Annotated in this window: 17 protein-coding genes; 3 read left to right on the top strand and 14 right to left on the bottom strand. The window is 70.2% G+C overall.

Annotation, left to right across the window (positions count from 1 at the left end; translation table 11 throughout):
• Window positions 1–544: 544 nt before the first annotated feature.
• Genes AB0N78_RS14110 through AB0N78_RS14120 form a run of 3 tightly spaced genes read right to left on the bottom strand, consistent with a single transcriptional unit; the run spans window position 545 to window position 4,828 of the window.
• Window positions 545–1,489: a tetratricopeptide repeat protein gene (locus AB0N78_RS14110; RefSeq protein ID WP_363391501.1), complete on the bottom strand. Its 945-nt coding sequence runs from the start codon at window positions 1,487–1,489 to the stop codon at window positions 545–547.
• Between the two features lie 34 nt (window positions 1,490–1,523).
• Complete coding sequence (locus AB0N78_RS14115) at window positions 1,524–2,516, bottom strand: hypothetical protein (protein WP_363391504.1); 993 nt, start codon at window positions 2,514–2,516, stop codon at window positions 1,524–1,526.
• Complete coding sequence (locus tag AB0N78_RS14120) at window positions 2,513–4,828, bottom strand: hypothetical protein (protein WP_363391507.1); 2,316 nt, start codon at window positions 4,826–4,828, stop codon at window positions 2,513–2,515. The genes AB0N78_RS14115 and AB0N78_RS14120 overlap by 4 nt, the downstream gene beginning before the upstream one ends.
• A 226-nt stretch (window positions 4,829–5,054) precedes the next feature.
• On the opposite strand from AB0N78_RS14120, the gene AB0N78_RS14125 reads away from it, so the two are divergent.
• Entirely contained in the window at window positions 5,055–7,325 is a 2,271-nt protein-coding gene (locus tag AB0N78_RS14125; protein WP_363391510.1) for a hypothetical protein, read from the top strand.
• Window positions 7,322–7,744 carry a hypothetical protein gene (locus AB0N78_RS14130; protein WP_363391513.1) on the top strand — a complete coding sequence of 141 codons (423 nt, stop codon included), beginning with the start codon at window positions 7,322–7,324 and terminating at the stop codon, window positions 7,742–7,744. Before AB0N78_RS14125 ends, AB0N78_RS14130 begins: the two co-directional genes overlap by 4 nt.
• 82 nt (window positions 7,745–7,826) lie before the next feature.
• Here the strand turns inward: AB0N78_RS14130 and AB0N78_RS14135 are convergent, their stop codons facing one another.
• From AB0N78_RS14135 to AB0N78_RS14150, 4 genes are all read right to left on the bottom strand, one after another.
• Entirely contained in the window at window positions 7,827–8,654 is an 828-nt protein-coding gene (locus AB0N78_RS14135; RefSeq protein WP_363391516.1) for an alpha/beta hydrolase, read from the bottom strand.
• Complete coding sequence (locus tag AB0N78_RS14140) at window positions 8,651–9,418, bottom strand: alpha/beta hydrolase (protein WP_363391519.1); 768 nt, start codon at window positions 9,416–9,418, stop codon at window positions 8,651–8,653. Before AB0N78_RS14140 ends, AB0N78_RS14135 begins: the two co-directional genes overlap by 4 nt.
• 15 nt (window positions 9,419–9,433) lie before the next feature.
• Window positions 9,434–9,742 (bottom strand): hypothetical protein, encoded by a 309-nt coding sequence (locus AB0N78_RS14145; protein WP_363391522.1) that lies wholly within the window; start codon window positions 9,740–9,742, stop codon window positions 9,434–9,436.
• 208 nt (window positions 9,743–9,950) lie between these two features.
• On the bottom strand, window positions 9,951–11,405 hold the full coding sequence (locus AB0N78_RS14150) for a GH1 family beta-glucosidase (protein WP_363391525.1): 1,455 nt from the start codon (window positions 11,403–11,405) through the stop codon (window positions 9,951–9,953).
• A gap of 233 nt (window positions 11,406–11,638) precedes the next feature.
• On the opposite strand from AB0N78_RS14150, the gene AB0N78_RS14155 reads away from it, so the two are divergent.
• Complete coding sequence (locus AB0N78_RS14155; RefSeq protein WP_363391529.1) at window positions 11,639–12,643, top strand: LacI family DNA-binding transcriptional regulator; 1,005 nt, start codon at window positions 11,639–11,641, stop codon at window positions 12,641–12,643.
• Between the two features lie 45 nt (window positions 12,644–12,688).
• Here the strand turns inward: AB0N78_RS14155 and yicI are convergent, their stop codons facing one another.
• The 7 genes from yicI to AB0N78_RS14190 form a co-directional block, all read right to left on the bottom strand.
• Entirely contained in the window at window positions 12,689–14,926 is a 2,238-nt protein-coding gene (yicI, locus tag AB0N78_RS14160; protein ID WP_363391530.1) for an alpha-xylosidase, read from the bottom strand.
• A 121-nt stretch (window positions 14,927–15,047) separates the two neighbouring features.
• A complete protein-coding gene (locus AB0N78_RS14165; protein WP_363391533.1) occupies window positions 15,048–15,965 on the bottom strand; it encodes a carbohydrate ABC transporter permease in 918 nt (305 codons plus the stop codon).
• Window positions 15,965–16,900 carry a sugar ABC transporter permease gene (locus AB0N78_RS14170; RefSeq protein WP_363391536.1) on the bottom strand — a complete coding sequence of 312 codons (936 nt, stop codon included), beginning with the start codon at window positions 16,898–16,900 and terminating at the stop codon, window positions 15,965–15,967. Before AB0N78_RS14170 ends, AB0N78_RS14165 begins: the two co-directional genes overlap by 1 nt.
• 78 nt (window positions 16,901–16,978) lie before the next feature.
• The gene (locus AB0N78_RS14175; RefSeq protein ID WP_363391539.1) at window positions 16,979–18,304 is read right to left on the bottom strand and encodes an extracellular solute-binding protein; all 1,326 of its coding nucleotides are present in this window, start codon (window positions 18,302–18,304) and stop codon (window positions 16,979–16,981) included.
• 33 nt (window positions 18,305–18,337) lie between these two features.
• Window positions 18,338–19,372 carry a LacI family DNA-binding transcriptional regulator gene (locus AB0N78_RS14180; RefSeq protein ID WP_363391693.1) on the bottom strand — a complete coding sequence of 345 codons (1,035 nt, stop codon included), beginning with the start codon at window positions 19,370–19,372 and terminating at the stop codon, window positions 18,338–18,340.
• 362 nt (window positions 19,373–19,734) lie between these two features.
• Window positions 19,735–20,007, bottom strand: a complete 273-nt coding sequence (locus tag AB0N78_RS14185) for a hypothetical protein (RefSeq protein ID WP_363391542.1) — start codon at window positions 20,005–20,007, stop codon at window positions 19,735–19,737.
• 107 nt (window positions 20,008–20,114) lie between these two features.
• Complete coding sequence (locus AB0N78_RS14190) at window positions 20,115–21,395, bottom strand: amidohydrolase family protein (protein ID WP_363391545.1); 1,281 nt, start codon at window positions 21,393–21,395, stop codon at window positions 20,115–20,117.
• Between the last annotated feature and the right edge of the window lie 2 nt (window positions 21,396–21,397).

Genomic DNA, 21,397 nt, shown 5'->3' on the forward strand with positions numbered 1-21,397 from the left:
TCCGAAGCGCTGAGCCATTTGGCATCAACTACTTAGGCACACTGTTGAGTTCTCAAAGAACAGACGCGCATCCCTCATCAACCCTGGCGGGCTTCTGACCGGAGGCAACCGTTCAAACTTATCGGATCTTTTCGAGCCGGTCAAGTCCGTGTGGACTCGTCCTGCTGTCTGGATCCACTCCGACAGCACCGTGTTCGGGGCCCGAAGGTCCCGATGAGGTTCTTCCGAAGGGGGTGGCCACCCGGGGGACCAGCCACCGGGTTGATCCGCGGTGTCCGTTCCTCCCTGCCGGGCGACGTCGAGAACATTACGCACCGGCCGGATCGATCGTCAACTCGCCCTCGCGTGACGGCGGTCACGCAGGTGCAGGTCAGCAACGCGCGGCCCCGGCTGGAACACCGCAGCACGGGAACCCTCATGCCAGCGTCGGCCCTCATGTCCGCCGCGTTGGTGCGTCGCCGAGGGGTGCACCCCATGACGATGGCCCCGGCCCGTCCCTCGCGGGAGGCGGACCGGGGCCAGTAGGGCACTCAGGTGCGTGGGCTCAGTACAGGGCACTCGCCAGCGCGCGTCGCGCCTGCTGCACCCGCGGATCCTCGGCACCGACCACATCGAAGAGTTCGACCAGTCGAACGCGCAACCGTTCCCGATCCGGTCCGAAGGTGACGCGGATGGTGTCGATCAGTCGGGCGAAGGCGTCCTCGACCTGTCCACCCAACACATCAAGATCGGCGACTGCCATCTGGGCGTCCGGGTCCTGGGGAGCTTGGGCTGCGGCGGTCCGCGCGGCGGAGAGATCGGCGTCACGGGTGCGGCTCAGCAGTCCCACCTGTGCCAGTCCGGCACGCGCCATGTCATCGCGGGGGTTCTCCTTGAGCGCCTGCTCATATGCAGCGGCCGCAGCACCGAAGTCGTCGCGCTCGATCGCGTCGTAGGCCGCCTGGTGCAACGGGGGCAGCGGTGGCTCGTCCGGCTCGGGCTCGGCAGCCGCCGGCTCGGACGGTGCGCCAGGCACTGTTCCGGTAATGCCATTCGCGGCGGCGGCCTCCAACACCTGGTCCAAGACACCCTTGATCTGGTCGAGCTCGGGGGCTCCCTGGAACAGTGGGAGAGGCTGCCCGGCCAGCACGGCGACAACGGTCGGCACGGACTGGCTCTGGAACGCGGCCGCCACCTGCGGGTTAGCGTCGGCATCGATCCGCGCCAGTTGGAGACGTCCGTTGTACTGACCGACCAGGCTCCCGAGGTCAGCCGCGAGCTTCACACTCGCCTCGCTCCACGACGCCCAGAGCAGGACGATCACCGGGTATCCGGTCGACGACTGCACCAGCGCGGGGAACCCTTCGGTGTCGACATCGACCACCCACGCACCCGGTGTCGGCAGGCCACCGGGGGTTCCCGGCGGCGGGGTCGCCGGACGGGCCAGGCTCGACAGATCCACTGCACCACGCATGTTGAGCCGCGGTCCACCGGTGGGGTTCTCGGTCATGCTGCTTTCGCTCCTGCTCTACTGGGTCAAGGTGTCACTGGCCGGTGACGCCGGTTCGCGCATGCTCGGCGGCGAGCACCTGCACCCCGGAGTCGCTGCCGGCGGGTGGGACGTAGAAGGCAACAACGTCGGTCCAGGTGCGCACCAGGTTCTGGCTGACGCTGTCCCTACCGGCGAGAGCCGCATCGAGGGGATCGTTCAGGGTGATGCTGCCCTGGCTCAGGGTGGCCGTGGTGACCGTGGTCATCTGGCCAACCACGATGGCTCCCCCGTCGGCTGTTCCGAGAGCCATCGCCCCCGGCTCCGCCGCCACGGTCTCCGTCACCGATGCCACCGCTTGCAGGCCGGCCACCGTCTGGGCGCGGGCACCCTCGATCGCGGTGCGGAAGAAGCTGGCACCAAAGGTCCCGGCGTAAGCAGACGCGTCACCGTTGGTCAGCACGTCAGCGAACTGAGCGACCGTGTCCTGCGGGCTGAGCAGCAAGGAATCGTCATCCGCCGCGAGCTCCGGGCTGCCGATCTCCGGGTCGGCAGTGGCCGGCATCTGGACGCCTTCCCCCAGACGCGCCCATCCCCACAACTCGTAGTCGGCGCGTGGGTTCTCTTGGACCAGAACCAAGAGCAGTGGCGCTTGCAGGTCGGCAGGCTGCTCGGTCACGACCATCTGCGTACGGGGCCAGGCAGTGGTGTCCGGGGTGATGGTGGTCTGCGCCTGCGTCGGGATGGCGACCGGAGTGCGCTCACCATTCGTGGCCTGCGCACGGGTGTACTCCGCGCCGCGGATGGCCAGGGCCGGGCCGGTCAGCCGAGCGTCAAGACCGCTGGGGTCCAGAGCGGCATCGCTGTCGGCGAGGACCTCCCCCACCTTGCCGAGGACGGCAGCGGACTGGGTCGCGTCCAACACCGGAGGGGCCTGTGCGGGCACGGGCTCAGGTTGCGGCTCCGGCAGGGGCTGAGCGCACGCGCCCAGAGCGACGACGGTGGCGAGAGCCAGGGCGATGGCGCTGGTGCGGCGGTGGGCGTTCATCGGTCCTCCTCCCGGTCGGGACGTGGCGCGTCATGCGGGGCAGGGGCATCCGGTGCGGTGCTGGGTCCGGGTTGCGGGTCGCCGGCATCGGCGGGGAAGCCCCACATCCGCCGCCACGAGTCGGCGCGCTGGGTGGTGGTCAGGTTCTCGTCCTGCTCGTCGACGCCGGGGACGGCTGGCTCCTCCTCGTCATCTACCGGACCGGTGGCGACCGGAGAGGCGACGGGCGCAGTCTCCTCAGTCGGGGCGGCGGACTGGAGTTCATCGCGACGTCGCCAGGGCATCAGTCCTGCCAGCCCGCGGCGACGGGACGGCTCCGTGTCATCCGCGACGACTGACGCTGCCACCTCGGGGGTCGCGGCGGTCGTCGCGGCCTCGCTCGGGTGCGACGACGACGCGGCCCCCTCGGTCGCGGCGAGCCGTGTGGGGCCGGTGTCGGGTGTAGCCCCGCCCGAGGGCGGTGCGTCGTCCTCGGGTATCGATCGGCTGGTCACCGGCGCGGAACTGGTCGCGGGTAGGGGCCCGGCAGGGGTGGCAGCGGCACCTGATGTGGCGTCGGTGGTGGCGCTCATCCGAGGTCCGGCCGTCGTGCCAGGACGGACCGGAGTTCCCCAGGGGCGCGCAGCGGACTCGGCGGTGATGTCCGTGGCCGAGGACTCTGACGACGGGGAGCCACCGCGGGCGGGAGTCGTCGGGGCGGCACCGGGTGGGGTCAACGCCACCGGAGTGCCCCAGGGGCGGTCGCCCGGGTCCGGCCGAGTGGTCGTGCTGTCCTCAGCGGACGGCGGGGTGTGGGTCGACGCGGGGTCGGCACCCGTGGCGGTCGACGACGTGCCGGGGTCGGTGTGGTCGGCGTCGATCGGGCTCGACGGGTCGCTCTGGGCGGAGGGCTCTTCGACCGCCGCGCGGCGACGGAATCGGCTCAGCAAGGAGCGCTTCGGGCTCGACGGCTCCGCGGTGACATCCGTGTGCGCTGCGCCCGTGGTGTCGACCGCAGGTGCCGACTGTGTCGTTGCGGGGGCCGGGTCGGGGACGGTCGGGTCGACCACCCCGGGGTCGGGGCGGTCCGCGGGGACAGCGTCGGCCGAGGCCTGGGCGGGCGCGGCGGTAGCGGATGGGGCGTCGTCGGCGCTCGTCGCGGCGGTGGGGCGAAGGTCGTCCGCGTGCGCTGACGCCGCGGTGCTGGCCAGGGACGGGTCGGCGGAGTCGCCCGAGGCGGGTGCGGCGTTGGTCCCCTCGGCGTCGGTGGTGGGGTGGGGCTGCGATGCCGTCGACGGGGCTCCAGCCGCGGCGGGGATGTCGCTCGGGCTGCTGGGATCGGAGTCAGCGACGGACGAGTGATCGGAGTCCGGCTCGGCGGCTGCGACGGTGGGGATCGCACCGGTGACAACCGGGATCGCGCCGGTCGCTCCGCGCCGACTGCGGCGGGCAGCCTGGGCGGCTGCTTCGGCCTCACGGATCTGCCGGCGGGTCAGCGGCTGACCGGTAGCGGGGTCGATCAGAGGGAAGGCACCGGTGGTCGGGTCGACCTGCGGCAGCGGGCCGGTGACAGGGGCGGGCGCATCGGTTCCCGGCGTACCGGTCGGGGTGACGACCGCGATCATGCCCGTGGTGACGTCGTGCCAGTCGGTGCCTTGATCGGCGCGACGGATGCGGATGAACAGGATGGCGGCGATGGCGAGCAGAAGGACGCCGACCGCAACTCCGGGCCACAGCCACGGAGTGGTGACCTCCTGCGGCCAGGACAGGTCGAGAGTCGGCGGGGTGTCGCCCAGGCTCACCGCGAGTAGCGACCAGCGACCGGAACTCGGCGCGGTCCATTCCAGCGTCGCGGAGTCCTCGCCCGTGACCTCCGTGATCCACATATCCGATCCGGTGGGGTCGGCAGCGGTGGCGGCGGTGTCGGACTGCTCGGTCGCGGACGGCGACGGGCTCGGCTCCCCGGCCGGGTCGGTCGGTTCTGATGTGGCGGTGGCAGAGGGCTCCGCTGCGGTCCCGTCGGTCAGCGCCAGGTCGTGCCAATCAGCCAGGCCGGTCACCAGTTGGTGCGGATCGTCACCAACCCAGGCAGCGACGTCGGTGTCCCGTCCGACCGCGAGGACCACCGGCGACCCGGACGCGCGCACCGTGACAGTGACCGGGTCTCCGGCCACCTCAAGCACACCGGGTTCGGTGATCAGGGTCTGGGCGTCGGCGGTCGCCGTGGCCACCAAGGGGTCGTCCGCACGCCAGGCCGTCGCCGAGGCGATCCCCAGAGCCGCGGCGGCGATGCCCAGCAGCCCGAGCAGGGCCGCGATGAATCGCTGAAGCACGCATGTTCCTTCCTGACGTGACGCACCAGGATAGGCAGCTGAACAGGCCACGGCGACATCACAGGAGCTCACCGGTCCACTCCCCCGGTACCGACCGCCGCTCCGGCGCTCACTGCCGCTGTGTCCTCGGGTACGGATACGCTGGAACGCGGACGCCGTCCGTGGCCGACGCGCGCGTCTCTCCCGTCCACAGGGAGCCCCGCTGCCTGCTCCAGGAGGATCTTCCGTGCCAGAGGACCGCATGCTGTTCCCGGTCGTCAACTTCCGCGGTTACGACCGTGAACAGGTCGACGCGCGGATGACCGAGTTGGAGAAGGCGCTCAACGAGGCGCGGTCGCAGGTCGCCTCGATGGACGAGCGGGTGCTCCAGATCTCCGGGGAGTTGTCCGAGGCGCACCGTCAGCTGCGGGAGGCCGAGCGCCCGACGTACTCCGGTCTGGGTTCCCGGATCGAGATGCTCCTGCGCTCCGCCGAGGAGCAGTCCTCCGACGTGGTGCAGCAGGCCAATGCTCAGGCTTCGGACGCCCTGGCCCGGGCTCGACTGGCTGCGGGCCAGCTGCGGGCACGGGCGGAAAATGAGGTCGCGGAACTGATCGCGACGGCCAAGCGGGAAGCCACCGAGGAGCGCACCACCGCCCACGCCGAGGCGGAGAGCGTCCTGACTGCGGCACAGCGTCGCGCGGAGGAGATGGTCGGTTCCGCCGAGCGCGAGGCCGCTCGTATCCAGACCGCACAGGCCACGGAGGCCAGCGAGCGCCGGGCCACCCTGGAGCGCGAGCTCGGCACCCTGCGGGCCACGGTCGAGCGGGAGACCACGGAGCTGAGGATCAGCACCGAGCAGGCTGCCGAGCAGCTGCGGAGCGCCGCCGAGGCCGAGACCGCCGCGCTGCGCGCCGAGGCCGAGCATTACGACCAGGATCTGCGCCAGCGCGCCGACGCGGACACCTCCGCGCTGCGGCAGCGCACGGAGCAGGAGACCTCGGCTCTGCGACAGCAGACCACCACCGAGGTCGCCGAGCTGCGGGCCGAGGCCGAGCGGTGGGCCGCCGAGCAGCGGACGACTGCCGCCACCGAGGTCGCCGAGTTGCGCCAGCTCACCGGGGAAGAGGTCACCCGCGTCCGGGCGGAGGCCAATGCCTACGCCGACCAGGTCCGCTCCGCGGCGGAGCGTTCCGCCACCGAGTTGCAGCAGAAGGTCGCGGCCGAGACCGCCGCGGTGCGCGCTGAGGCGGATCAGTACTCCGGGTTCGTCCGGGCAACCGCTGATCGGGAGACCGCCGAGCTGCGTGCGCAGGTCGCCGAGGAGATCGCCGCCACCCGGCAACAGGCGGAGCATGAGCTGAGCGCGGTGCGTGCGGAGGCCGAGCAGTACGTCGCTGAGCTGCGCGCCGCCGCCGAACGCGAGACCACCGAGCTGCGCGAGCGCACGGAGCACGAGACCAGCACGCAGCGTTCTCAGGCGGAGCAGTACACCGCTGAGCTGCGGGCCACCGCCGAACGCGAGACCACGGAGCTGCGCGAGCGCACCCAGCGCGAGGCCGACGAGCTGCGCACCACCACCCAGCGCGAGACCGACGAGTCGCGTGAGCAGACCCGGTTGCAGGTCGAACGCCAGCTGACCGAGGCGGGTCGTCAGGCGGAGGAGCTGACCAACCGGGCGCGGTCCGAGGCCGAGGCGATGCAGGCGGAGGCACGACAGGCGTTGGCCGAGGCGACGCTGTCGATCGCGGCGCAGCGCGAGGAAGCCGAGCGTGCCGATGCCGAGCGGCACGAGGTCGCCCGGGCCGAGACCGAGAAGCTGGTCTCCGATGCCGAGGCGCACGCCGCAGCTGCTGAGCAGCGGGTCGCTGCCGCACTGGAGCAGGCGGAGAAGGTGCGGATCGATTCGCAGAACCAGGCCAAGGAGCTGCTGGCGAACGCCCGCCAGAACGCCGACCGGGTGGTGGCCGAGGCTCGTGAGCACGCCGAGAAGACCCTGTCGGAGTCGATGAGTGAGGCGGAGCGGGAGCGGACCACCGCCCAGCGCCAGGTCGAGGACCTGAACCGTCAGCGCGAGTCGATCACCACCTACTTGGACGAGCTGCGCAACCTGCTCGGCTCCGACCCGGTGCCGAACCGGCAGACCCTGGAGCGCGCAGACCGGGCGCAGGAGAAGTTCGAGCGAGAGGCTGCGGCTCCGGCTGCCGCCAAGCCGGCGCGCACCCCGGCCAAGGCGAAGACCCGCCCGGCACCGGTGTCTGCTGCCGGGCCGAAGAAGGCCGCGCGCGTGGAGAGCCCAGCAAGCGAACCGGCATCGGCCGACGACACGGACACCAGCGCGGTGCCCAGCGGTGATGCGGCAGGGAGCACGAACAGCTCCGCGCCGGACGCTTCCCCCGCACCAGAGGCGAAGGACGCGAAGGACAGCGCGGCCACGACGGGCGCGGAGGCCGCCGACGCCGCGGCGGATGCGCAGGACGCACCGGCGACGACGGACGACGGGGCCGAGCAGAAGTGACCGAGTCCGCAGCCGCCGACTGGCGTGAGCAGCGTCGGGAGGCGGCTGCGGCACATGAGGCGGCGCTCGTCGCCCGGCAGCAGGCGGAGTCACAGCGCGCCCGGGAGCTGATCCGCGAGTTCGTGGCACAGGCCCGCGAGCGCGGGGTGGCCCCGGAGCCGCTGCGCGCGCAGGGGTATGGCGGACGTGGGTCGTTCCGCACGGGGATCAACGGGTGGTACCTGCGCCGCGACCGCACGGTGGCGGTCGGTGCCGACGGGGAGTTCTACGTGCTCACCGTGCCGGGATCGGTGGCGGCGCGGTGGCGCGGGGTGCAGGTGCAGCCGCAGGACCCTCCGTTGGTGATCGGGGCCGGCGGGAAGGACGGCGAATCGTTGGACCTGCCGATCGCACTGGCCCGAGTGCTCGGCGACGAGTGAGAGCGACACCTGGCTCGTCGGCCCACGGTGCGGCGGTTGCGGTCTTGTCGTTCTGACCTCGGGGCAGTTCCCTGCCCCGAGGTCAGAGCCGGGCGAGCAGGGCGCTGAGCGCCTCGGCGACGATCAGCGGGCTTTCCAACGCGGTGAGGTGTCCTGCGGCCGGGACGATCACCGGCTCGGTGCCGAGCTCTGCTGCCATCGCGGTGGCCTGCTCCGGCGGAGTCGGGCCGTCCTCGGCTCCGACCAGCACCAGCGAAGGACGGTTCCAGCTGCGCAGCACCAACGTTCGGTCGGCGCGCGCGGCCATGGCGCGCTGGGACCAGGCGATCCCTGCGGGGCGCTGGTCCTCGATCCAGTCGGCGACCTGAGCGACCAGATCGGGGCGAGTGGCGCGCGTGCTCTCACCGAGCAGGGTGTTCACCATCGGGCGGACGGGGTCGACCGAGTCAGTGTGCTCGGCCTCGTCGGCGATCCGGCGGCGATGGGCAGCAGCCTCCGAGGTGTCGGCGACGGCCTTGGTGTCGAGCAGAGCGAGGGCGGCGATCAGTTCCGGATGGCGCTCAGCGAGGGCCAGAGCCACGTAGCCGCCCATCGACAGGCCCGCGACGACCGCTGGACGGTCGAGCGGGCCACCCTCGGTCCAGAGCGCGGCGACGGCATCGGCGGCGGTGTCGAGCGACGGGGCGGTGTCGGATGAGGGGGTGATGTCGGATGACGGGGTGGACGCAGGTGCCAGGGTGTCGGGGAGCGGCGAGGCACCCATGCCGGGCAGGTCGACCGCGATCACCGGGGTGCCCGCCGGGAGCAGCGCCGCCATCTCGGCCCACATCCGGGCGTCGAGGGGGAAGGCGTGCAGTAGCACCACCGGGGTGCCGGTGCCCGAGCGCAGGGTGTGGGTGGTGAGCCTCATCGGTCCTCCTCCGGGTCGGCCTGCTGGACCGGGCCGTCCCAGGTGGTGGGCAGTGGCAGCGGGAAGTCGGGGCGGACGTGTCCGACGATCTCGTTCAGCACCCGCCTAACGGAGGGCTCCCCCACCCACAGGTGCTTGGCCCCATCGACGCCGATGATCTCGGCCTGTCGCACCCGGGCGAAGCGTTCGCGTGCCTGCTCCGGTCGCAGGTAGTCGTCGTGCTCGGGTATCAGGGCCACCAGCGGACGACCGTCGGCGGACCAGGCGTCGAGGTCGGCATCGGTGGCGCGGTGCAGCGGCGGTGACAGCAGGATCGCGCCCTCGATGAGCGGGTCGAGGCCATGCATCAGAGTGAGTTCGGTGCCGAAGGACCAGCCGACCAGCCACGGGTGCGGCAGGTCGTGGAATTCGGTGAACTCGATGGCGGCGTGCACGTCGAATCGCTCGGCACGGCCCTCGTCGAATGCGCCCTCGCTGGTGCCGCGCGGGCTGCTGGTGCCGCGGGTGTTGAAGCGGAGCACGGCGATGTCGGCCAGCGCGGGCAGTCGCCAGGAGGCTTTGCGCAGGACGTGGGAGTCCATGTAGCCGCCGTGAGTGGGCAGCGGATGCAGCGTGACGAGGGTGGCCGCCGGTGTGCGCGGGCTGCCGTCGGGGTTCACCGGCGTGGCCAGCTCGCCGACCAGGGTCAGGCCGTCAGCGGTGTGCAGCTCGATGTCCTCCCGGCGTGCGGGCAGGACGGTCATGGAACGGATCTCGGTGCTCATCACCGCCGAGCCTAGTCAGCGGCCGGGGCGACGGCGCAGGCGGGCTTGCCAGCAGGAGGTGTGCCAGTGGCGACGGTTGTCCAACGCGGCGGCGTCGCCGAGGATGCTGTCCGCCCGCCAGGCGACCACATGCGGCGTGCCGGTGGCGATCAGCTGATCGCAGCCCGGGCAGCGGAAGGTGCGGTCGGAGCCACCGACCCGCTGGGTGGTCCACTCGCCGTCGGGGCCGGACTCGGCGCGGCGAATACCGCCCAGGCGGTCCAGGTCGAGCGGGATGTGCTCGGCGCTGTAGGGGCGTTTGCCGGAGCGACGGGAACGTGGCACGCCGCCCATTCTCCCCGATGCGGCGGGGCGCGGTCCGCGAGGTAGCCGTCCTGCTGGGACGGACCGCTAATGACGCGCGCCGGAGCCGGGAGATGACCCCGGCGCTGCGAACAGCGCACCGCCCGCCGCCGGGACGTGCCGGGGCGGGCGGTGCAGGGTTGGTCGATCGACGGCGCGACTGTCCAGCCGTCGACGGCCGGTCGGAGGGTCAGGACAGCTCGGCGGCGGTCTCCACCGGGGCGATGGTGCGGGTGCGGATCAGCTCGCCGTACCAATGCGCCGAGTCCTTGGGCAGACGCTCCAGGGTGTCGTAGTCGACGCGGACGATGCCGAACCGGCGGTCGTAACCGTAGGCCCACTCGAAGTTGTCCAGGAACGACCAGACGAAGTACCCCCGGACGTCGGCACCCTGGTCCATCGCGGCACCGACGGCGTCGATGTGGTCGTGCAGGTAGCTGACGCGGTCCTCGTCATGCACCCGACCATCGGCAGAGACCTCGTCGGCGAAGGCGGCACCGTTCTCCGTGATGGCCATCGGCAGCTCGGGATAGCGCTGGTGCAGGGAGACCAGCAGGTCGGTCAGCCCCTGCGGCTCCTGGTTCCAGCCCATCGCGGTGTGCGGGCCGGGCTGCGGCAGCCACTCGACGTCCTCCGCGCCGACCCAGGTGCTGACCGCCGAGGACTTGTGGCCGTCGACACCGGGGCTGCCGTCGCCGATCTGCGGTTCGCCCTGAAGCGCGCGGACCCGACCGGTGGAGTAGTAATTCACGCCGAGCAGGCTGAGCGGCTGACAGATCAGGTCGAGGTCGCCGTCCTGGATGAAGGACCAGTCGGAGACCGCGGCGGTCTGCTCGAAGATCTCCTCCGGGTAGTGGCCCTCGATCAGCGGCTGCAAGAAGACCTCATTCGCGATCAGGTCGATCTTGTGCCGGGCGGCCAGGTCCTCGGCGGAGTCGCTGTCCGCGCGGGTGACGTGCAGATTCAGCGTGATGGACACGGTGGTGTCCTCGCCGAGCTCCTCGCGGATGGCGCTGGCGGCCAGGCCGTGCGCCAGGTTGAGGTGGTGCACGGCAGCCAGCGAGGCGGCCTGGTCCTGACGACCGGGGGCGTGCACTCCGGAGGCGTAGCCGAGGTAGGCCGAGCACCAGGGCTCGTTCAGGGTGGTCCAGATCTCGATCTTGTCTCCGAGAACCTGGGCCATCTTGCGGGCGTACTCGGCGAAGAGGTACGCGGTACGCCGGTTGGTCCACCCGCCCTCGTCCTCCAGCGGCTGCGGCAGGTCCCAGTGGTACAGGGTGACGACCGGGTTAATCCCGGCGGCCAGCAGACGGTCGACCAGGTCGACGTAGAAGGCGATGCCCTCCTCGTTCCACTCCCCCGAGCCGTCCGGCTGCACCCGGGCCCAGGAGATGGAGAAGCGGTAGGCCTCCAGACCGATCTGCTGCATCAGCGCGATGTCCTCGGGAACCCGGTGGTAGTGGTCGTCGGCGACCAGACCGGTGTCGCCGTTCAGGACGGCGCCGGGCACAGCGGAGAAGGTGTCCCAGATCGACGGTCCGCGACCAGCCTCGGTGGCGGCACCCTCGATCTGGTAGGCGGCGGTGGCAGAGCCCCAGACGAAGTCGGCGGGGAACTGGCGTCCGGACGGGCGGGTGGCGGGCATGCGGGTCCTTCGGTCGGGATCCATCGACGGCACGGGGGTCGCGGCCCCGGTGCTGACGACGGTGTCGGCAGGTATCGAAACGATACGATAGCGCGGTGGGAACGCTCCCGCGAGCCCCGGCGACGAGTGATCGATCAGGAATTCGACGATCTGGCGGGTTGTGGCGCTTCGTTCGGCTTCGTGACGCGGCACAAGCCGGTCGAACCGCTTCGGCCCGCACTAGGGTGGGCACCATGGCGACGATTGATGACGTGGCGAAGGCGGCGGGGGTCTCGGCCTCCACGGTGAGCTACGTACTCAGCGGCAAGCGGCCGATCTCCCCACGCACGCGGGAGCGGGTGGAACGGACCATCCGCGAGCTCGGTTACCGCCCGCATGCGGGTGCGCGTGCTCTGGCATCCAGCCGCAGCAACGTGATCGCCCTGATGGTGCCCTTCCGGCCCGGGGTGAACGTGCAGATCATCATGCGCTTCGTCGGTGGGGCGGTGACCGCGGCCCGGGCGTACGACCACGATGTGCTGTTGCTGACCCAGGACGACAGCAGCGGGGTCGACCGCGTGGCGTCCTCCTCGATGGCGGACGCGATCATCGTGATGGATGTGGAGGCCGAGGATGAGCGCCTGCCAGCACTGCGCGCGATGAAGCAGCCCTCAGTGTTGATCGGTGTGCCCTCGGACCCGAGTGGCTTGTCCTGCGTCGACCTGGACTTCACCGCCGCCGGGCGGATGGCGGTGCGCAGACTGACTGACGCCGGACACCGTCGGGTAGCGCTGATCGGTGCCTCGCAGGACCGGTTCGACCGTCGCGCGAATTATGCGATCCGGATGCGGGCGGGCGCACTGGAGGAGGCCGAGCTGCGCGGGGCCGAGTGCGCGGTGCTGCCCTGCGAGCCGACCTTCGTCGGTGGTGTCGATGCGGTGGAACGCGTCCTGGACACCACACCTGGCGTGACGGGCCTGGTCGTGCACAACGAGTTGGCGCTGCCCGGTGTGATGTCAACACTGGAACGCCTCGAGGTTCGGGTGCCGGAGGACATTTCCGTGGTGGCGATCGGGGCCGCGGACACCGGCACCGCGCTGGCCAAGCCGCTGACCGGGATCGATGTGCCGGGCGAGGACATTGGCCGGGTGGCGGTGGAGATGGTGATGGCCCAGTTGGGTGGCGATGAGCTGACCAGCACGCGCCTGGTGTCGCCGGAGCTCACCGAGCGCGGATCGGTGGCGACACCCGAGGCCTGAGCCGGCCGCGCTCCCCCGGTGACGAGAGCGCGGCCGGCGTGGCGCTCAGATGGTGGCGATGTCGCCGTCGGCGGTGACGATCCGATCGCCGAGCTGGAGCGACCATCCGGCGGTGGCCCCGGTGGCGACTGCCGTGATCGTGTCGCCGGTGCGGGTCACCCGGAAGGTCACGTCGCCCACGGTGGTGGTGGACTCGTGCCCGTCGGCGAGTTCGAAGACGCGCAGGGTCACCCCGTCGGCGTGGTCGTAGTCCGGGCGGTCGGTGCGGGCACCGATGGGCAGAACCGTGTCCGGGCGGACCAGGAGCGGCACGGAGAGGAAGTCGTGCTGCTGTCGGTGCCAGCGCGGGCCGGTGACCGTGGACCCGTCGAGCAGACTGGTCCAGGTTCCGTCGGGCACGTAGACGTCGACCTCGCCGTCGGCGGAGAACACCGGGGCGACCAGCAGGCTCTCCCCCAGCATGTACTGGGTGTCGACGGTGGCGGTGGCGGGGTCCCCGGGGAACTCGAGCACCATCGGCCGCATTACCGGCAGGCCCTCGATATGGGCGGTGCGACCGACCCGGGAGAGATAGGGCATCAGCGAGAGCTTCAGCTCGGTGAACCGGCGGGTGACCTCCACCGACTCCTCGTCGAATGCCCACGGCACCCGGTAGGAGGTCGAGCCGTGCAGCCGGGAGTGGCTGGACAGCAGACCGAAGGCCAGCCAGCGCTTGAACACCGCCGGGTCCGGGGTGCCCTCAAAGCCGCCGATGTCATGCGACCAGTAGCCAAAGCCGCTCATCGACAACGACAGCCCACCGCGCAACGACTCAGCCATCGACACGAAGGTCGACTCGCAGTCACCACCCCAGTGCACCGGGAACTGCTGACCACCGGCGGTGGCGGAGCGAGCGAAGAGCACCGCCTCGCCCTCACCGCGCTGCTCGACCAGCAGGTCGAACACCGCCTTGTTGTACAGGTGCGTGTAGTAGTTGTGCATCGCCTGCGGGTCGGAGCCGTCGTGCCACACCACGTCGGTGGGGATCCGCTCACCGAAGTCGGTCTTGAAGCAGTCGACGCCCATGTCCAGCAGCGCGCGCAGCTTGCTCTGGAACCAGGCGACCGCCTCCGGGTTGGTGAAGTCGACCAGGGCCATCCCGGCCTGCCACAGGTCCCACTGCCAGACCGAGCCGTCCGGGTTCTTCACCAGGTAGCCGAGCTCACGACCCTCATCGAAGAGATAGCTGCGCTGGGCGATGTATGGGTTGATCCAGACGCAGACCTTGAGGTCGCGCTCGTGCAAGCGGGCGAGCAGCCCCTGCGGGTCCGGGAAGGTCGCCGGGTCCCAGACGAAGTCGCTCCAGTGGAACTGCCGCATCCAGAAGCAGTCGAAGTGGAAGACGCTCAGTGGCAGCCCCCGGTCCGCCATCCCGTCAATGAAGGACATCACGGTGTCCTCGTCGTAGGAGGTGGTGAAGGAGGTGGACAGCCACAGGCCGTAGGACCAGTCCGGCACCGCGGCGGGGCGGCCGGTCAGGGCGGTGTAGCGGCGCAGCACGTCCTTGGGGTCCGGTCCGGCGATGACGTAGTAGCGCAGCCGCTGGCCGGGCACGCTGAACTGGGTGCGGGACACCGCCTCGGAGCCGATCTCGAAGGAGACGTGCTCGGGATGGTCGACAAAGACGCCGTAGCCCTTGTCGGAGACCAGGAAGGGCACGTTCTTGTACGCCTGCTCCGATGAGGTGCCGCCGTCGGCGTTCCAGACGTCGACGGTCTGGGAGTTCTTGACGAAGGCGGTGAAGCGCTCGCCCAGGCCGTAGAGGTGCTCGCGGACGCCGAGGTCGAGCTGCTCGCGCACGTAGCTGGTGCCGTTGTCGTCGACGATGGCCAGACCGCGGGCATCCGAGCCGGTGACCCGGCGGCCGTCGACGGCGATGTCCAGCGACCAGCCGTCCTCGGTGGAGACGGTGGCGGTCAGGTTGCCGGTGGTCAGCGTGGCGGGGCCGTCCGCAGGAGTCTCGACCTTGGCGACCGGGAGTCCGGTGTCGTGGAGCTGGAAGTGCGGACCGGGGTCGTTGGCGCCCCGGAAGTGCTCCACCGTGACGCCGAGCACGCCCTCGGCCGGGGAGTCCAGGGTGATGGTGATCAGCGGGCGGTTGAGGGTGTCGCCGCGCTTGGTGAGCTTGGCGGTGGCGGCGTAGACGGTGAGAGAACCGTCGCCGGCCACCACCTCGTCCAGTCCCACCGGGCGGAGCAGACTCACGCCCGGTCGGGTCATCCAGTAGCCGTCGGTGAACTTCATGATCCTCCTTGATCTGGGGCCGGCGTCTCGACCGCCGTCGAAGCGCTTCGACTCGCCGGGAACGACTGTAGCAAGTGCGAGGCCCGGCACGTGCATCGACGTGTCGGGCCTCGCCGTACGCCTATTTGACGGCGCCTGCCGTGATGCCGCGGGTCAGGGTCCGCTGGAAGATCACGAAGAAGATGATCGCCGGGATCATCGAGACCAGGGCGCCGGCGTTGGTGGTCGGCGCATCCATCATCCGGTCGCCCTGCAGCGACGCCAGCGCCACCGGGATGGTCTGGGTGGCATTGGTGGTCAGCATGACCAGCGGGATGAAGAACTCGTTCCAGGTCCAGATGAAGAAGAAGATCACCAGCACCGACATCGTCGGGCGGACCACCGGGAAGACCACGCTCCACAGCGTGCGCCACTTGCCCGCGCCGTCCAGCGCCGAGGCCTCCAACAGCGCCTTCGGGAAGGTGCCTAGCACTGAGGACAGCAGGTACGTGCCGAAGGCCGCCTGGATCACGGTGAAGATCAGGATGATCGACCACTGGTTGTTGCTCAGCCCGACCTTCTGCGCCATCTGGAACAGCGGGTAGACCAGCACCTCCTGCGGGAGCATGTTCGCCAGCAGGAACAGGGTGACCAGCGACATCCGGCCCTTGATCCTGCCGACGCCGATCGCATACGCGCTGAGCAGGGAGACGACCACCGCGAAGATCGCCACGAAGCTGGAGATCCACACTGAGTTCAGCAGCTTCTGCGGGAAGTTGGTCCGCTCCCAGAAGTTGACCAGACCGTCGGTGTACAGCTCCTGCGGCAGGCTGAGCGGCCCGTTGGTGGAGTAGTCCGCCGGGGACTTGAAGGCGTTCAGCACCATGATGACGAACGGGATCATCATCAACACCGCGACGATGATCGCCCCGGCCAGCACGAACCAGCGGGCGGCACCCCGGCGGTGACGACGGTCGATGTCGCGGGACTTCGACTTGCGGGGCAGCGCGCCCGAACCCACCGATCCGGCGGCAGGCAGCGTCTCGATCTGGGTGGCCATCAGTGCCCCTCCTCCTCGCGGCGGGCGCTGCGGGCCTGCAGCACCATGATGACGACGGCGACCACGATGATCAGCACCGTCAGGACGTTGGCGATGGCGGCGCCGTAGCCGACCTTCGACTTGTCGAAGAAGTTCAGGTACGAGTAGTAGCTCGGCACCAGCGTGGAACTCTCCGGGCCGCCGCGGGTCAGCACGTAGATCGGTCCGAAGACCTTCAATGCAGCCACGGTGCAGGTCAGCGTGATGACAAAGGTCTCCGGCTTGATCTGCGGCAGGGTGATCGCGCGGAACCGGTGCCACCAACCCGCGCCGTCCAACTCGGCAGCCTCGTACAGCTCGGGGTCGACCCGCTGCAGGGCGGACATGAAGATGACCACCGGGTAGCCGATCTGGATCCAGATCAGCACCAGCATCACGCTGGGCAACGCGGTGTCGGTGGAGCCCAGCCAGTTCGGCGGGTTGTCGATGCCGATCCCGCGCAGGATGACGTTCACCGCACCGGTCTGGGAGTTGAGGATCCAGTTCCACAGCACACCGGCCACCGCGACCGGGAGGATCTGGGGCAGGTAGTACAGCGCGCGCAGGGTGGAGGCGACCCGGGGTCCGAACCTCTTGCCCAGGACGTCGAAGAGCACAGTGGCCAGTAGCAGACCGATCACGGTCGGCACGACGACCATCGCGCCGATCATGGCGATGGAGTTCTTGAACGAGGTCCAGAACTGCTCGTCCCGCATCAGGTCGGCGTAGTTGCCCAGGCCGTACCAGCGCATCGGGGCGTTGCCGCCCTTCCACTTGTGCAGGGAGTAGTAGATGTTCATCCCGAACGGGATCAGGATGATGACGACAAAGCCGATCAGCCCGGGCAACAGGTAGGGCACATAGCCCAGCCGGCCCCGGTTCTTCCGACGACGCGGTGTGGCGGTGGTGGTGGACATCAAATCTCCGCAGGGGGTGAAGGGATAGGGGCTGCGTCGGCCCCGCCGCCCGAGCGACGGCGGGGCCGACGGGAGGAATCAGCCCTCGAGCAGATCCGTCTTCCCCTGCTCATAGGCGCTAGACAGCGAGTCGAGCACCTGCTCCGGCGTCTTCGACTGGTTGATCAGCGACTGCATCTCCGAAACCAGGACGTCGTAGAAGCCCGCCACCGGCCAGTCCGGGTAGAACGCCAGACCGTCCTCGTCGAGGACCGTGGTGAAGTTCTCGGTCATCTCCTTGGTCTTCTCGTCCGTGATGGTCGAGGCGTCACCGGCCACCGGCAGACCACCGGCCTGGCCGAGGATCTCCTGGACCTCCTCGCTCAGCGTGATGTCGATGAAGTCATAGGCGAGGTCCTTGTTGGCCGCGTTCTCCGGGACGACCCAGAGGTTGCCGGAAGAACCCGGGTGCAGGTCATTGCCCGGGAACAGCGTCTGGCTCCACTTGAACGGGATCTCCTCGTTCAGGCGACCGAACCACCAGGAGCCGGAGACCATGATCGGGTAGGTGCCGTTGATGAAGGACACGCCCATGTCCTCCGCGGTCAGCGCGGCGGAGTCGGAGGCGATGTAGCCGGCCTTGATCCACTCGTCGAGCTTCTCGGTGGCCTGGGTGAAGGCCTCACCCTCGAAGTCCACGTCATCGGCGAACAGCTGGTAGTCGTCGACCAGGTCGCGGTCGCCGTAGTGCAGCACCAGCTCGTACCAGAGCTGACCCATCGGGTACTCCGACCCGGCCTCGGCCAGCGGAGTGATGCCCGCGGCCTTGAACGCCGCCAGCGCCGCCTCGAAGGACTCGAAGTCGGTCGGGATCTCGATGCCGTTGGCGGCGAACATGTCGTTGTTGTAGAAGTTGCCGACGAACTCGCCGTAGTTGGCCACCCCGTACCAGTCGCCGGAGCCCATCAGGCCCTGCTCGTCGTACATCCCGGTGGTCTGGATCGAGGCGGGCAGGATATCGCCCCAGCCGCGGGACTCTGCCTCGTCGGTGAGCGGGCTGATCAGCCCCTGGGACGCCAGCTGACCGGCGGTCGCGTTGCCCTTGTTGTACTCCATCACGTCCGGCACATCGTCACCGGTCAGGAAGATGGACGCGTTCTTCTGGATCTGCTCGAAGGTCTGGTTCTCCACCTTGACGGTGACGTCCGGGTGCTCCTCCTCGAAGATCTCGATGGCACGGGCCCACGCCTGTCCCATCGCGGACTCGTCGTTCTCGTAGTGCCAGACAGTGAGCGTGTCGGCGTCGGAGCCCCCACCCCCGCCGCTGTTGTCCCCACCACAGGCCGCCAGGGCCAGGGGCAGGGCGAGCGCCAGGGCGCCCGCCACGTACCTGGTGCGCTGAGCCTTCACGTCGTTCCTCCTCATCGAGTTACTGCAGGGTGTCGTGCGACCGGTGACTCACCGGGGGTCTGGGGCGAGGGCTGCGGGGTCGAGCGCGGGCACCGGTCCGGTGCTGCCGAGGTCGACCAGCTCGCAGCCGATCAGGACCGGCGCGGGCACCTCGCCGGTGTCGAGCAGGGTCAGCAGGGTGTCCACGCCGGCGCGGCCGAGCGCGACGCCGGGGGCATGCCAGGTGGTCAGCGGCGGCACCGACTGGCCGGCGACCGCGGGGGTGGAGATCACGGCCACCACCGACAGGTCCGCGGGGACCCGCACGCCACGGGCCCCCAACTCGGCCATCACCCCGAAGGCGGCGTCCTCGTTCATCACGATCAGCGCGGTGGGTGGCTCGGCGCGGTCGAACAGGTCCTCGACCGCCAGTCGCCCACCCGGCACCGACTCGTCGACGTGCAACTCCCGAGCCTGGATGCCGAGGGCAGCACAGCTGCGGCGGTACGCCTCTGCGGCCCGCACCGTGGGCCCGTGCCCCTCGGTGACCCGGTGCGGAGCGTGGTTGATGAAGGCGATCCGCCGGTGGCCGAGCCCTGCCAGGTGGCGCACCGCGGCCGACAGTGTCGCGTCGAAGTCGATGTCCACCACCGGGAGCCCGGCGTCGACGGTGCGGCCGATCAGTGCCTGCGGGATGCCCGCGGCGGTGAGCGCTCGTACGCGAGGATCGGTCAAGGCGACTTCCATCAACAGCACGCCGTCGGCCAGGCCTTGTGCCGCCACATCCAGCAGGCCGACGGCATCAGCCGCGGCGAACGGCCAGAGCACCAGCTGGTAGCCCCGGCCCTGGGCCTCCTCGGTGGCGCCGAGCACGAACTCCGCCGAGGTGCGCGACAGCCCGGCGGGCCCCATCGGGAAGGCCAGCGCCAGCACGTGACTGCGCTTGGTGGCCAGGCCGCGGGCCAGCGCATTGGGTCGGTAGCCCAGTTCAGCCATCGAGGCCTGCACCCTGGCGCGGGTGGCCGCGGAGACCGGGCGGGCGGCGGTGAGCGTCGCGGAGACGGTGGACAGGGCGACACCGGCATGCCGAGCGACATCCTGCATGGTCACCACCACTCCACTGCCCTCTTCCTCGACGGCACGGCCCCACACCGTTGCGGGGTCGAAGCGCTTCGCGCGCCGTTACTCTAACCGCCGAACTAATCGCGGTCTAGAGATGGCGCGGAAACGCTTCGATGGGGTGATCATCTCTTGATCCGACGCCGATCGGTCCGCTCTGGGCGAAACGTTTCGATGGCGCAGGACGGGTGGGACAGCCACAGTGCACCTGTGGTGGGCACGGCAGCCCCACCTGGCCTAGACGGCCTAGACGGCCTAGACGGCCTAGACGGCCTAGACGGCAGGTCAGCACATGACGAGGCCCCCGTCGCGGACCGAACCGCGGCGGGGGCCTCCGTCGGGCCGACTCAGCGCCGGGAGCGACGCAGCGAGGACACCACGCTGTACCCGAGCACCAGGGCACCGATCGCGAAGACCACAGTGATCGGCCAGGGCCCGATCCAGTCGATCAGGCGCTTCCACCCCGACCGGCGTCCACGCGCGTCCGGGTCAGCAATCTGCTCCCAGACCATCGGGATGTGCGGGGCCACCGCCAACGCCGCGCAGATCAACGCCCAGAACGCGGAGGACAGCGGGCCGTCCTCGTCGGTGGTGCTGGTGTCGGGCGTGGGCTGGCTCATCGAGATCTCTCCTGGGGGCGGTCGTCAGGCAAACCACCGCAGGATAGGGAGAGCGCTCGGAACCGATGCGCCCTTTGAGTAAGGCGCATCCGCTCGATGAGTGCGGATCAGACCGTGATGAGGTCCCCGGCCCGGTACACCGCCACCGGGACCAGAGCCCCGTCTGTCACCACCACATCGCCGCGACGCCCGGCCACCAGCGCGCCCAGGTCCTCCCGACCGAGCACATGGGCGGGGGTGGTGGCCGCCGAGCGCACCGCCGACACCAACGACACCCCGGCGTCCACGGTCGCCCGCACCACGTCCAGCAGATGCGCGGTGCCCCCGGCAATGGCCCCGGAGCTGCCGTCCTCGGAGATCAGCCGGGCGACACCCTCCCCGACCCGCACCGCCATCGGCCCGAGCCGGTAGTCACCATCGGCCATGCCCGCCGCGGCCATCGCATCGGTGACCAGCATGATCGACTCGGCACCGACCAGGTCGAAGACGCTGCGTACCGTCACCGGGTCCAGGTGCGTGCCATCCGCGACCAACTCCACGACCAGCTCACCGCGGGCCGCTGCCGCCAGACAGGCCGCGATCGGGCCGGGGTCGCGGTGGTGCAGGGGACGCATGCCGTTGAACAAGTGGGTCGCGGTCAGGCGCGGCGACCGACCGGCGCGGGAGGTGCCACCCGCGGCCTCAGCCTGCGCTCCCCCGGCCAGCAGCGCACGCCCACGGGCCACCGCCGCCTCGACCACCGGGGCGTGAGCATCGGTGTGCCCGATGGACGGCAGCGCACCGACAGCCACCAACGCCGCCATCACGTCGGCGTGAGCGGCGTCACCATCCGCCACCCCGGGCACCTCCGGTGCCACCGTCATGGTCACCAGATGCCCCCGAGCCGCCGCGGCCAGGTCCGCCACCAGCTGCGGGTCACCGGTCAGCATGTCGCCCGGGTTCTGTGCCCCGCACCGGTCCGCGCTGAGGAACGGGCCCTCGGAGTGGATGCCGACCAATTCACCGGCGTCCACCAGATCGGCCAACAGCGCCGCGCGGGACAGGAGGACATCCCGCGGTGCCGTCACCAGCGAGGCCACCAGGGCGGTGGTGCCGTGCCGCAGATGTTCGCGCGCCGCGGTCCGGGCCTGCTCCACCGTGGTCGCATCCGGGAAGGACTCACCGCCGCCGCCGTGATCGTGGATATCCACCAGACCGGGCAGGACAGTGGTGCCCGCCGCCGGGGCGTCCGGTAACCCGTCGCGCCACTCCCCCGGCACCTGCTCCACCGGTCCGACCCAGGCGATCCGGTCGCCGGTCAGCACCACGACGGCGTCCGGCAGAACCTCGGTCGGAGTGACGACCTGGCCACGCAGCAGGGTCGGGGACTGAAGGGTGCGCTCGCTCACCG

This window comes from Cellulomonas sp. NPDC089187, assembly GCF_040685135.1.
Taxonomy (GTDB): domain Bacteria; phylum Actinomycetota; class Actinomycetes; order Actinomycetales; family Cellulomonadaceae; genus Cellulomonas.

Excerpts from the sequence above, each read along its gene's own strand:
- AB0N78_RS14110 (WP_363391501.1), bottom strand. The coding sequence starts at position 1,489 with ATGACCGAGAACCCCACCGGTGGACCGCGGCTCAACATGCGTGGTGCA.
- AB0N78_RS14115 (WP_363391504.1), bottom strand. The coding sequence starts at position 2,516 with ATGAACGCCCACCGCCGCACCAGCGCCATCGCCCTGGCTCTCGCCACC.
- AB0N78_RS14135 (WP_363391516.1), bottom strand. The coding sequence starts at position 8,654 with ATGAGGCTCACCACCCACACCCTGCGCTCGGGCACCGGCACCCCGGTG.
- AB0N78_RS14140 (WP_363391519.1), bottom strand. The coding sequence starts at position 9,418 with ATGAGCACCGAGATCCGTTCCATGACCGTCCTGCCCGCACGCCGGGAG.
- AB0N78_RS14150 (WP_363391525.1), bottom strand. The coding sequence starts at position 11,405 with ATGCCCGCCACCCGCCCGTCCGGACGCCAGTTCCCCGCCGACTTCGTC.
- AB0N78_RS14155 (WP_363391529.1), top strand. The coding sequence starts at position 11,639 with ATGGCGACGATTGATGACGTGGCGAAGGCGGCGGGGGTCTCGGCCTCC.
- yicI (WP_363391530.1), bottom strand. The coding sequence starts at position 14,926 with ATGAAGTTCACCGACGGCTACTGGATGACCCGACCGGGCGTGAGTCTG.
- AB0N78_RS14165 (WP_363391533.1), bottom strand. The coding sequence starts at position 15,965 with ATGGCCACCCAGATCGAGACGCTGCCTGCCGCCGGATCGGTGGGTTCG.
- AB0N78_RS14170 (WP_363391536.1), bottom strand. The coding sequence starts at position 16,900 with ATGTCCACCACCACCGCCACACCGCGTCGTCGGAAGAACCGGGGCCGG.
- AB0N78_RS14175 (WP_363391539.1), bottom strand. The coding sequence starts at position 18,304 with ATGAGGAGGAACGACGTGAAGGCTCAGCGCACCAGGTACGTGGCGGGC.
- AB0N78_RS14180 (WP_363391693.1), bottom strand. The coding sequence starts at position 19,372 with ATGCAGGATGTCGCTCGGCATGCCGGTGTCGCCCTGTCCACCGTCTCC.
- AB0N78_RS14185 (WP_363391542.1), bottom strand. The coding sequence starts at position 20,007 with ATGAGCCAGCCCACGCCCGACACCAGCACCACCGACGAGGACGGCCCG.